Source organism: Bradyrhizobium ottawaense, from assembly GCF_900099825.1.
GTDB lineage: Bacteria > Pseudomonadota > Alphaproteobacteria > Rhizobiales > Xanthobacteraceae > Bradyrhizobium > Bradyrhizobium ottawaense_A.
This window is the reverse complement of record NZ_LT629693.1, coordinates 579,522-590,608: the sequence shown is the minus strand read 5'-3', so window position 1 is coordinate 590,608 and position 11,087 is coordinate 579,522. Positions and strand designations below refer to the sequence as shown.

Below are 11,087 nucleotides of genomic sequence, written 5' to 3'. Positions count from 1 at the left end.
CTTCGGGCTGACGGATCTTGCTGAGGTTCCGACATTGCGGTCAGAAGGCCCAAACCGGCCATGACGCCGTCAATTTAACGACGGGCTTTCGAAAAATTGATGCCGGTCAATGCGGTCTCCCGGGCGACGCATGATCCTGCAGCATCGAGCCTCGTGCGGAGTACACATGACCACCGCGCTGCATATCGTCTGCCCGCACTGCGATGCGATCAACCGTTTACCGCGCGAACGGCTGCGCGATGGCGCCAAGTGCGGATCCTGTCACCGGCCGCTTTACGAAGGTCGGCCGGCGGCGCTGGACAGCATCGCCCGCTTCGACAGGCACGCGACGCACAGTGACATTCCGCTATTGGTTGATTTCTGGGCTATCTGGTGCGGTCCCTGCCGGGCGATGGCGCCGATCTTCGAACAGGCGGCAACCCAACTCGAACCCGATTTGCGGCTGGTTAAGGTCGACAGCGACGCCGTACAGGAACTGCTGCGGCGGTTCTCCATCCAAAGCATACCGACACTGATGCTCGTGCACCACGGCCGGGAGATTGCGCGCAAGTCCGGTGTCATGCCCCTGCCTCAACTGCTGGCATGGACCCGCGAGCATGTCGACGGCATGAAGGTGTAACAGGGCGTCGCCCGATTCCGCCGGATCATCGCCGGAACAATCTGGCGGCCCAGCTTTTTGCAAAACGCGTTCGGCTCGTTTTTCCATCCGGGAGGTGGACGACGATCTTGCGCGATCGCCTGCGCGACCCGTTCGGCGGCTTCGCGGGTGGGGTAGTGGCCGAATTCCTGCCCAATGTCGGCGCGTACGACCCAGTCGTCGAAGTTGTCGTCCGGGACAACGTGACTAGCAGCGCCTGCCATCGCTTGAGCTCCGCGAACAACGAAGATTGGCAGAAGATCGGAGACGGCGCCGTGACGAGCGTCAATTTCGGCGCCATTGAAAAATCAGGGGAAGCTGACAGCCGTCAATGGGTGTCCGCTCCTTGCGCGGCACGATGGCGCTTGAGGATTCGCAAGCCATGATCGCTACGGTGCAATCGAGTAGGGGGCCCACCAGCCATGTCATGGACACCGGCAGCGGTGTGTCCGCCTTTTTGATCTGCTGATGTAGGACGGCCCGAATGATCAAGGATATGATGGTTTGGTTGGACGGCGGCATTTCCGACGAAATTCGGCTGGCGGCTGTCGCCGACATAGCCCGATGGCTCGACGCTCAGGTGGTCATCGGCCTGTTTCTCAATGTATTGCCACTACCCGGTCGGATCGAGGGGGACGCCACGGCCGAGGTGATCGACCATGCGCGCGAGGCCGGCGATCTAAGCGAGGCGTTGCTGGCGAGGCGACTGCAACAGCTTGAGCGCCCCGTAGAGATTCGGCGCTTCGATGTGCTGGCTGACGATATCGCCAGGATTGCCGCCCGCGAGGCGCGCTCCGCCGACTGCTTTGTGACTTTGCGTCCCAACGGCGCGATGGATCCCGAGCGGCTGATCGAGGGCGTTCTGTTCGGATCGGGCCGGCACGTCTATTTGGTCCCCGAGACAGAGCGGCCCAAGATCGCCTTCGATCGCATCCTCATCGCCTGGAACGGCGGCCGGGAGGCGGCGCGAGCCTTGGGCGAAAGCATGCCGTATCTGCACAAGGCGGAGGAGGTCGCGGTCGTGGTCGTGACCGGCGAGCGCCCAACCGAGGAAGAGGCGATCCTCGGTGTCGATGCGGTCAACCATCTCAAGCATCATGGAATCGACGCCGTCCTTCATCGGGTCAAGAGCCGCCGCAGCGAGATCGGCGCCCGGTTGATGGCAGAAGCTGAACGGCGAAAGGCTGACCTTATCGTCATGGGCGGATACGGCCATCTCCGGCTGCGCGAGTGGTTGCTAGGCGGTGTGACCTACAATCTGCTGCACGAGGCGCCTGTTCCGCTCCTGATGGCTCATTAATCGATTTCGCGTCGGGGGCTTGAAATGGCAAAGATCGATAACCGCAACGAGCAGATGTTTCCAAAGCTGACTCCGAATGAAATCGATCGGCTGCATCGTTTTGGGGAAGTCCGGCACTACGCCCCCGGCGAGGCGCTGTTCGTCACAGGAAGCGTCGCTCCCGGCATGTATGTGCTGATCAAGGGCTCGGTGCGCCTCACGCGTCGCGATCCCTTCGGGCACAGCGCCCCGATCGTGGAGCAGGGGCCCGGTGACTTCGTCGCCGAAGTGGGGCAATTGTCAGGTCAGCCGGCGTTCGTCGACGTTCACGCGATCGATGATGTCGAAGCACTGTTGATTCCGCCGGAAAATCTGCGCGCCCTGATGATTGAAGAGCCCGAACTCGGCGAACGGATCATGCATGCACTGATCCTGCGTCGCGTCGCCCTGATCGAGGCTGGCACCGGAGGTCCGGTACTGATTGGCGCCGAAAACAGTCCAGACGTCATTCGTCTGCAAGGCTTCCTGGCGCGCAATGCCTACCCGCATCAACTGCTCGACCCGGCACAGGATCAGGACGCAGCGAAACTGGTCGCGCAATATGCCCCGAATCCTTCGGACCTGCCGCTGGCAGTGTGTCCGAAGGGTACCATCCTGAAAAACCCGAACGAGACCGAATTGGCGCGCGCACTCGGAATGGTCCCGATCGACGAACGCGATCGGACCTATGACGTCGCGGTCGTGGGTGCGGGACCGGCCGGCCTATCCACCGCGGTCTATGCCGCATCGGAGGGTCTCTCGGTCATCGTTTTCGACGCGCGCGCCTTCGGTGGACAGGCCGGAGCGAGTGCGCGTATCGAAAATTATCTCGGTTTCCCGGCCGGCATTTCCGGCCAGGCGCTCACCGGCCGTGCTTACGTGCAGGCGCAGAAATTCGGTGCCAGGGTGATGATACCCTGCGAAGTGGTACGGCTCGATCGGACTGAAACGGAGCTTGGGCTTCATCTCACGGATGGCCGGCGCGTCAAGGCCGCGACCGTGGTCGTGGCGACCGGCGCGCGCTACCGACGCCTTGACGTTCCAAACCTCAACGATTTCGAGGGGCGGGGAGTCTGGTACTGGGCTTCGCCGATCGAGGCGCGGCTTTGTCGTGATGAGGAAATCGTTCTGGTAGGCGGTGGCAACTCGGCGGGCCAGGCCGCGGTCTTCCTGCGCAGCTTCGCTAAAAACATCCGGATGCTAGTGCGTGGTCCGAGTCTGGCGGAGAGCATGTCGCAATACCTCGTCGACCGCATCAAGGCGATCGACAATATCGAGGTGTTGACCCGAACGGAAATCGTTGCCCTCTATGGCAGCCGCGAGAAGCAACTGGAGCGCGTGCGCTGGCGCAACAATGTGACCGGCGAGGAGACGGAAAAGCCGATCCGCCATGTCTTTTGCTTCATCGGCGCGGAACCGGCAACGGGCTGGCTCAGGGATAGCGGGATCGCTCTGGACAGCAAGAATTTTGTCTTGACCGGCTCGGACGTTCCCTTCGACGCCCGCCCGTCGAACAACAGATCCCGCCGTCCGCTGCCGCTGGAAACCAGCGTGCGTGGCGTGTTTGCCTCCGGCGATGTGCGGTCTGGATCAGTCAAGCGGGTCGGAGCCGCCATCGGCGAGGGGGCTGTCGTGGGGGCGGAATTGCACGTGGCTCGCGCAGATGGCGCGGCTGAATCGTCGGGCGACGCGGAAAAGGATTCGGGGACGGGGAGCGTGGATGCGATGGGTATGCGGTTGAACCCGCACTGCACGCCGAAGAGAGCGCATCAGGAGGCGACTGCTGCGCTCAGTAACGGGGTGGCGCCAGCCTATTCGGCAGCCGGTTGGGATAGAGGTAGATGATCGGCGTCGCCGCGGTCAGTATGGTTCACTCGCCAGCGAGGACTGCAATGCCTGTCGCATTGACCGCCGTCAAGGCTGAAAATGACCTGATGCGGCACAGTTCGCGCCGCCTCCACAAAACGGGAGGAGGAGAATGCAGCCAGGACTTGTCAAGCCGGGACTGTTTCGTGATCGCCGCGAAGCCGGCGGGCTGCTCGCCGAAAAGCTCGCAGCCTATGCCAATCGACCCGACGTGCTCGTGCTGGCGCTGCCGCGCGGCGGCGTGCCTGTCGCCTATGAAGTGGCCCGCGGGCTCGGAGCGCCGCTCGATGTCTTTGTCGTCCACAAGCTTGGCGTCCCCGGCTATGAGGAGCTGGCGATGGGGGCGATCGCCACCGGTGGCGTGCGCGTGCTCAACGATCAACTCGTCGAGCGCCTCGGCATCGGCGAGCAGGCGATCGAGGCGATTGCGGCGCGTGAACGGCAGGAGCTGGAGCGGCGCGAGCGGCTTTACCGCGGCGATCGGCCGCCGCCCGATGTCCGCGGCCGCACCGTCATTCTGGTGGACGACGGCCTCGCGACCGGAGCCACCATGCACGCCGCGATCGAGGCTTTGCGGCAGCAGAATCCAGCCCGCATTGTAGTTGCGGTTCCGATGGCGTCGCCTGAAGCCTGCGAGGAGATGAAGGAAAAAGCCGACGACGTCATCTGTGCCATTACGCCGGAGCCGTTCCATGCCGTCGGCCGCTGGTACCAGGATTTTTCCCAGACCGCGGACGAAGAGGTTGGCATCCTGCTGGCGCGGCAAGGGACGCCGCAAACTGGCGAGGTCGCGCAAGGTCCGGCGGTGGACCGCCCGCTCATCAAGGCATTGCGCCAGATTGCCTACCCGTTGGCGGGATTGGCCCGCGATTACGATCCGCTGATCGGGCGGATCGGCGAGGCTCGTTTCGCGCTGTTGGGTGAAGCGTCCCACGGCACGCATGAGTTCTACTGCGAGCGTGCCGAGATCACCAAACGGCTGATCGCCGAAAAGAACTTCTCCGCCGTCGCCGTGGAGGCCGACTGGCCCGACGCCTATCGGCTCAACCGCTATGTCCGCGGTGCAAGCGACGACGTCGATGCTGTGGAGGCGCTGGCCGATTTCCGCCGCTTCCCGACATGGATGTGGCGCAACACGGTGGTGGTCGAGTTCATCGAATGGCTGCGGGCCTACAACGACGCGCTGCCGCCGGGTGCCGAGAAAGTCGGATTTTACGGCCTCGACCTCTACAGCCTCCATGCCTCGATGAAAGCCGTGCTGCAATATCTCGAGAAGGTCGACCCCGAGGCGGCCGAGCGGGCACGCGAGCGTTACTCCTGCTTCGACCATGTCGGCGAGGATACCGAGGCCTATGGTCTGATGACGCGCCTGAACCTTTCCAGGTCGTGTGAGGAGGAGGTCATCGGCCAACTGATCGAATTGCAACGCCGGGCGGCTGACACCATGCGGCGCGACGGCGGCCTGGCGGACGATGATCTGTTCCATGCCGAGCAGAATGCCCGTCTGGTGAAAAATGCCGAGGCGTATTACCGGTCCGTGTTCCTTGAGGAAGTGTCTTCATGGAATCTTCGTGACCGACATATGGCTGAAACCCTCGACGCCCTGGTTGAGTATCTCGGTCGGAAGGTTGGAAGCGCGAAGGTTGCCGTCTGGGAGCATAATTCCCATCTCGGCGACGCCCGTGCGACCGAAATGGGCCAGCGTGGCGAGCTCAATGTCGGCCAGCTCACGCGTGAGAAATACGCCGGTGAAGCGGTGCTGATCGGCTTCACCACCCACCACGGCACAGTCACTGCGGCCTCCGACTGGGGCAAATCCTCCGAGCGCAAGCGTGTTCGCCCGGCACCGGCCGGTAGCTACGAGGCGCTATTCCATGCGGTGCGGCACGACCAGTTCCTGCTTATCCTGAACGACAGCGACCTGATGGTGCAGCAACTGGCGGCTCCCCGGCTCGAGCGGGCGATTGGTGTGATCTATCGTCCCGAGACCGAGCGGCAGAGCCATTATTTCGGGGCGCGACTGGTCGAACAATTCGACGCCGTACTCAATTTCGACAAGACGCGTGCGGTCAAGCCGCTCGAATCAACGGAAGAGTGGGAAACCGGCGAGATTCCGGAGACGTTCCCGTTCGCGGTGTAACAAGCACCGCAGTCCCGGTAAACGACGCGGCGGCTGCGCGCACATTCGGTAGAGGAAGCATGCCATGAACCATCGTGCAGATCAGACGGTTGAAGAGCAATTGGTCCGCGTCCCGGCCGGTGAGGTGATGCTCTATGGCAATCTTACTTTGCCCGAGGGATCCCATGCGATTGTGCTGTTCGCCCACGGCAGCGGCAGTAGTCGGCACAGCTCGCGCAATCGTTATGTGGCGCGCCTGCTAAACGAGGCAAACCTGTCAACCCTGTTGATTGATCTGCTGACACTGGACGAAGAAGTCATCGACGCGCGTACGGCGCAGCTGCGCTTCGACATCGGGCTGCTGGCCGAGCGGCTGGTGGCCGCGACCGACTGGCTGACCCAGTTCCCCGATACCAGGCAGCTTCGGATCGGTTATTTCGGTGCCAGCACCGGCGCTGCGGCCGCGCTGGCGGCGGCGGCTCTGCGCACCGATGTGGTCGGTGCGGTGGTCTCGCGAGGCGGACGCCCCGATCTTGCCGGTGCGGCCTTGATGCGCGTTCAGGCACCTACGCTGCTCATTGTGGGAGAAAATGACGGTCAGGTCATTCAGTTAAATCGGGAAGCGCTGGCGCAGCTGCGCTGCGAAAAACAGCTCATGATCGTGCCGGGAGCAACGCACCTGTTCGAAGAACCCGGAGCCCTGGACGTGGTGGCGCGCTTAGCGTCCGACTGGTTCGAGCGCCATCTTGTCCCGCTGGCGTGAGACGCCCCGGGGCACATATCCGACGACTGCCGCGAATACGATCGAGATTCGGATCGAGAAAATCGCCCAGCTTTTTCATAGCCTAGATCCTTTTCCGTACCGCGAAAAGGATCTCGATAACGATGTAGAGGAATTCATCGTCGGATGGGCGAGAGAGCTTCCGCCCGATAAGCCACTCAGGATCGTTGTGCATCTGCCAGAGACAGAAGCGTCTACGCCGGAGACTCACGAACTCGGTGCAGCTTTCGCTCAATATTTTGCCTATCGTGCCCGAGTCATCGGGCTCGATCTTAACGAGCTGTTTCGCGTCGGCCGACGAGCGATGGCCATTGGTTTCACGGTACTCTCCTTCTCCGTTATCACTGGCCAAACAGTCGTCAACCTTGCGCCGGGTCCGATCGGTCGTGTCGTTGAAGAGAGCTTGCTTATTTTTGGATGGGTCGCGAACTGGAGGCCAATCGAAATATTCCTTTATGATTGGTGGCCGATCGTTCGACGGCGCAACCTGTATCAACGACTTTCAGCGGCGCATGTGAAGTTAAGGCCGTACAAGACCGGCGACCAAAAGCAGCAAGCTGTTGCTCGCAAGTGAAGCTCAACTGGCTAGTGCGAGGCATCGGCACGCGCCAATTGCGGCACCGTCGGCCCTTCTCCGGCGCCGGAACGCACGATGGCATCGGAAATCTCCTGCAAGTCGGCTGTGCTCAGTTCGAGCGACGCGGCCCCGATCCAGCCGTCGACTTGCTGGGGTGAGCGGCTGCCAACAATGGCTCCAGTAACGCCGGGCCAGGCCGGCACCCAGGCAATCGCTACGGCGGACACCGTGGTGCGGTGACGTTGCGCGATCGGCGCAAGGCGTCACGCAGGGCCAGATTGCGGCTCAGGTTCGGCTCATTGAAATCAGGCGAATGCCGGCGCCAATCATCCGCGGCAAATCGCGCGACATGCTGCCGGCTGAACGTTTCGGTCAACAGACCGGATTGCATCGGGCTGTAACAGATCACCCCGGTATGATGCCCGGCACACCAGGGGATCTCGCTTGCGGCAGCCTGGCGCTTGATCAGCGAGAACGGCGGCTGCAGCGAATCGACATGCCGGATGGCTTCACATCGTTCCAGTAACGATACGCCGAAATTACTGAACTCTCCCCAGGCGCACCTTACCCTCCTTGATCAGTCGCACCATTTCGTTCCACGAATCTTCTATCGGCGTGCCGGTTTCGTCAGGCCAATGAAATTGGTAGAGATCAATGCGTTCCACGCCCAGCCGCCGCAGCGAAGCGTCGCATTCCCGCCTGATCGATTCCGGCTTGAGCACGCGTTGCGGCGGGGCCATCGGATTGTTCGGATTCCAGATCAATCCACTCTTGGTGAAGACCATCGGGCGCTCCGCTGGTGTCCGTTCGCGCAGCAGCCGGCCGACCACTTCCTCGGAATGACCGAGCCCGTACACGGCGGCGGTATCTATCCAGTTCAACCCGAGCTTCAAGTGCATGACGCATGGTCGCCAGCGAAACGGCGTCGTCCTGGGGTCCCCAGCCGAATGCCCAGCCCCCGCCGCCAATCGCCCAGGCGCCAAATCCGGTTTTGGTGATCATCACGCGGCTCGATCCGAGTGGTCGCCGCGGATGATTCATGGCTCTATCCTCCGGTTGGAGTAGCGCCCGCCATGATGGCCAGGCCCTCAATCCGCCGCCTGTATATCAATGCAGCATGATTGCCTTGACGGCCGTCAAGTTGGGGCTGCGAGCAGGACGACGAACTCGAATCCTGCGTCGATCCGGCTCGGACGCGAACTTGATGCCCATCATGGTCGCCGCGTATGCACGGACCTATCCAGATATTGACCAAGAGAGCGCGATGGCGGCGTCCCGCCAGCCGCACGGGCGATCATCTCGCAGGCCACAGAACATGGAAACGTCAAGATCTAAACAGCCAAGGCCAGGCTCGCCTCGAACGAGCGGGTCGCAGAGCATTGCTCTCGGACTCGAGCACATCGGCTTGATCTCCTTGCGCTTTCCACTACTGGTCGGGCTTGTCGCGATCGTGTTGTTGATCGCGGCAGGTTTTGGGCTGGCGCGCATCAAGGTCGACGATTCGCTCAGCCAGCTGTTTCGATCCGACACGCCCGAGTTCAAAACCTTCGAGGAGGTGACGCGGCGCTTCCCCTCGAACGAATACGATGTCCTTATCGTGGTCGAGGGCAAGAATCTGCTTGAGCGCGGTTCGATCGAAAAGCTGCGCGATCTGGTCACCGACCTGCAGCTAGTCGACGGCACGAGAGGCATTATCTCGATGTTCTCGGCCCGCCAGCCGCCACAGGGCGACGCGCTGCCGGCGCCGCTGTTTCCCGACCAATTGCCGGCAGGTGCCGAGTATGACCAGCTGGTCCAGCGCGTGAAGAACAACGAGATCATTCGCGGAAAGCTGTTGTCGGAGGACGGCCAGCTGACGCTGATCGTGCTCGCGCTCGATCCGGCTGTCGTCGCCAGCAGTCGCCTGCGCAACGTCATCGGCGAGATTCAAAAGACAATCGACGACGACCTGGCCGGTACAGGGCTGACGGCCCGCCTCTCCGGGGTGCCGGTGATGCAGCTTGAGATCCGCAATGCGGTGGAGCGCGATCGGCTGGTCTACAACGCGTTCGGCTTTGCCGCCGGGGCTCTGATCGCCATCCTGTTCTTTCGCCGGCTGTCGTTCATGATCATCGGGGCCGGTCCGCCGCTGATTGCCATCGTGCTGGCGCTTGGCGCGCTCGGCTGGCTCGATTTTCGTCTCAACATGTTTCTCAACGTCATGACGCCGCTGATCATGGTGATCAGCTTTTCGGACAGCATGCAGTTGACGTTCGCAGCGCGCGACCGGCTGCTTCAGGGCGAAGGAAGATTCGAGGCATTCCGCAATGCCATGCTGGTTGTCGGACCGGCATGCGTGCTGACGCACGCGACCGCGGCACTTTCCTTCATCGCGCTGCAGTTTTCCGAATCCGAGCTGATCAGGACGTTCGGCGAAGCCGGCTTGGTCGCAACCCTGATTGCCATGTTCGCGGTCCTCATGCTGGTGCCGCTGCTCGGTGTGCTGCTGCTGCGCAACGAATCGGTGTTTGCGGCAGAAGTCAAGGCGGCGGACACCGCCGTAGACGTGCTCCGGCGCTTCTGTGGCTGGATCGCCGCCAAAATGGTCAGCCATCCCGGCCTTTACAGCCTGCTCGGCCTTTTGGTTGTCGGCGGCCTTGGGCTGATCTACGCCAATCTCGAACCGCGGTATCGGCTGGCCGACCAGGTGCCCGACAGGGAGCAGGCCGTCGCTGCCAGCCACCGTCTCGATGCCAAGCTCAACGGCGCCAACCCGATCGATGTGCTGATCGAATTCCCCAAGGGCAAATCACTTTACGACCCGGAAACGCTCGAGACCATCGCAGGGGTGCACGCAACCTTCGAGCAGCAACCCGGCATTGCCAATGTGTGGTCGCTGGAGACACTGCGGCGATGGCTCGCCGAGAAGGCTGGCAAGTCGGATGTGACGACGTTGAAGCAGTATGTCGACATCCTTCCGCAATACCTGACGCGCCGCTTCATCCCTGCGGAACAGGACGCCGTGCTGGTTTCCGGCCGGGTCCCGGACGTCGATGCCGGCCAGCTTCTGCCAGTCATCGAGGGCCTCGACAAGGCGCTGGATCAGGTGCGTGTGAAGCATCCGGGCTACAAGATCGCCGTGACCGGCCTGTCGGCGATTGCCGCCCGCAATAGCGCCCTGATGATCAAGAAACTGAACCGAGGCCTGACGCTTGAGTTTCTGTTTGTCGCCGCTTTCATCGGTCTGGCCTTCCGATCCGTCGTCGTCATGCTGGCGAGCATTCTGCCGGGAATATTTCCGGTCGTGCTCTCTGGGACGCTGCTGTGGCTGATCGGAGAGGGCTTGCAGTTCGCGAGCGTGGTGGCGCTGACCGTGTCGTTCGGATTGGGCCTCAGCGCGACCATTCATTTCCTGAACCGGTTGCGGCAGGAGGAACGGCCGGACCAGGACCCGGCGATCGCTGTGGAGCGGGCAACCGTGCTTGTTGGACCGCCCTTGATTCTCACCTCCGTGGTGCTTGCCTGTGGTCTGATCGTCACGGTCTTCTCCGATCTGCCGTCGCTGCGCCTGTTTGGCTGGCTCAGCGCGTTCGCCATGCTCGCCGCATTGGCTGCGGACCTCTTGATCCTTCGACCCACGGTCACGTTCTTGAGCAGGCTGGCACGACAGATGAGCCGGGCACGGTTGCACCGGCTGGAGCGTGAACACTAGCCGAGCAGTCCGCGCGAACGCTTCTATCCAGGGCCGAAGGCTGGTGTTCGCGAATCCAGCATTGACGAACGTCAAGGCTGGTGAAGATGGAGTTGATA

The 11,087-nt window shown here is 62.2% G+C and carries 9 protein-coding genes and 1 pseudogene; 8 read left to right on the top strand and 2 right to left on the bottom strand.

The window, feature by feature from the left end; genetic code table 11:
- Window positions 1-166: 166 nt before the first annotated feature.
- The 7 genes from trxC to BLR13_RS02895 all read left to right on the top strand — a co-directional run bounded on the left by trxC (window position 167) and on the right by BLR13_RS02895 (window position 7,295).
- Window positions 167-619 carry a thioredoxin TrxC gene (gene trxC, locus BLR13_RS02920; protein WP_074827767.1) on the top strand — a complete coding sequence of 151 codons (453 nt, stop codon included), beginning with the start codon at window positions 167-169 and terminating at the stop codon, window positions 617-619.
- Window positions 620-726: 107 nt separating this feature from the next.
- The gene (locus BLR13_RS39865) at window positions 727-1,023 is read left to right on the top strand and encodes a hypothetical protein (protein ID WP_143039803.1); all 297 of its coding nucleotides are present in this window, start codon (window positions 727-729) and stop codon (window positions 1,021-1,023) included.
- Between the two features lie 98 nt (window positions 1,024-1,121).
- On the top strand, window positions 1,122-1,937 hold the full coding sequence (locus tag BLR13_RS02915) for a universal stress protein (RefSeq protein ID WP_074827770.1): 816 nt from the start codon (window positions 1,122-1,124) through the stop codon (window positions 1,935-1,937).
- A gap of 24 nt (window positions 1,938-1,961) precedes the next feature.
- Window positions 1,962-3,800, top strand: coding sequence for an FAD-dependent oxidoreductase (locus BLR13_RS02910; RefSeq protein ID WP_079586844.1), 1,839 nt, complete (start codon window positions 1,962-1,964; stop codon window positions 3,798-3,800).
- A gap of 133 nt (window positions 3,801-3,933) precedes the next feature.
- The gene (locus BLR13_RS02905) at window positions 3,934-5,961 is read left to right on the top strand and encodes an erythromycin esterase family protein (RefSeq protein ID WP_083387652.1); all 2,028 of its coding nucleotides are present in this window, start codon (window positions 3,934-3,936) and stop codon (window positions 5,959-5,961) included.
- Between the two features lie 64 nt (window positions 5,962-6,025).
- Window positions 6,026-6,703 carry a dienelactone hydrolase family protein gene (locus BLR13_RS02900; RefSeq protein ID WP_074827771.1) on the top strand — a complete coding sequence of 226 codons (678 nt, stop codon included), beginning with the start codon at window positions 6,026-6,028 and terminating at the stop codon, window positions 6,701-6,703.
- Window positions 6,687-7,295, top strand: coding sequence for a hypothetical protein (locus BLR13_RS02895; protein WP_074827772.1), 609 nt, complete (start codon window positions 6,687-6,689; stop codon window positions 7,293-7,295). Before BLR13_RS02900 ends, BLR13_RS02895 begins: the two co-directional genes overlap by 17 nt.
- 11 nt (window positions 7,296-7,306) lie before the next feature.
- Here BLR13_RS02895 and BLR13_RS42385 read toward each other — a convergent pair.
- A pseudogene (locus BLR13_RS42385) lies at window positions 7,307-7,785 on the bottom strand (aldo/keto reductase).
- A 52-nt stretch (window positions 7,786-7,837) separates the two neighbouring features.
- The gene (locus BLR13_RS42170; protein WP_283806863.1) at window positions 7,838-8,191 is read right to left on the bottom strand and encodes an aldo/keto reductase; all 354 of its coding nucleotides are present in this window, start codon (window positions 8,189-8,191) and stop codon (window positions 7,838-7,840) included.
- A gap of 422 nt (window positions 8,192-8,613) precedes the next feature.
- On the opposite strand from BLR13_RS42170, the gene BLR13_RS02885 reads away from it, so the two are divergent.
- Window positions 8,614-10,989: an efflux RND transporter permease subunit gene (locus BLR13_RS02885; protein ID WP_074827773.1), complete on the top strand. Its 2,376-nt coding sequence runs from the start codon at window positions 8,614-8,616 to the stop codon at window positions 10,987-10,989.
- Window positions 10,990-11,087 lie beyond the last annotated feature (98 nt).

Excerpts from the sequence above, each read along its gene's own strand:
- BLR13_RS02900 (WP_074827771.1), top strand. The coding sequence starts at position 6,026 with ATGAACCATCGTGCAGATCAGACGGTTGAAGAGCAATTGGTCCGCGTC.
- trxC (WP_074827767.1), top strand. The coding sequence starts at position 167 with ATGACCACCGCGCTGCATATCGTCTGCCCGCACTGCGATGCGATCAAC.
- BLR13_RS02885 (WP_074827773.1), top strand. The coding sequence starts at position 8,614 with ATGGAAACGTCAAGATCTAAACAGCCAAGGCCAGGCTCGCCTCGAACG.
- BLR13_RS02915 (WP_074827770.1), top strand. The coding sequence starts at position 1,122 with ATGATCAAGGATATGATGGTTTGGTTGGACGGCGGCATTTCCGACGAA.
- BLR13_RS02905 (WP_083387652.1), top strand. The coding sequence starts at position 3,934 with ATGCAGCCAGGACTTGTCAAGCCGGGACTGTTTCGTGATCGCCGCGAA.
- BLR13_RS02910 (WP_079586844.1), top strand. The coding sequence starts at position 1,962 with ATGGCAAAGATCGATAACCGCAACGAGCAGATGTTTCCAAAGCTGACT.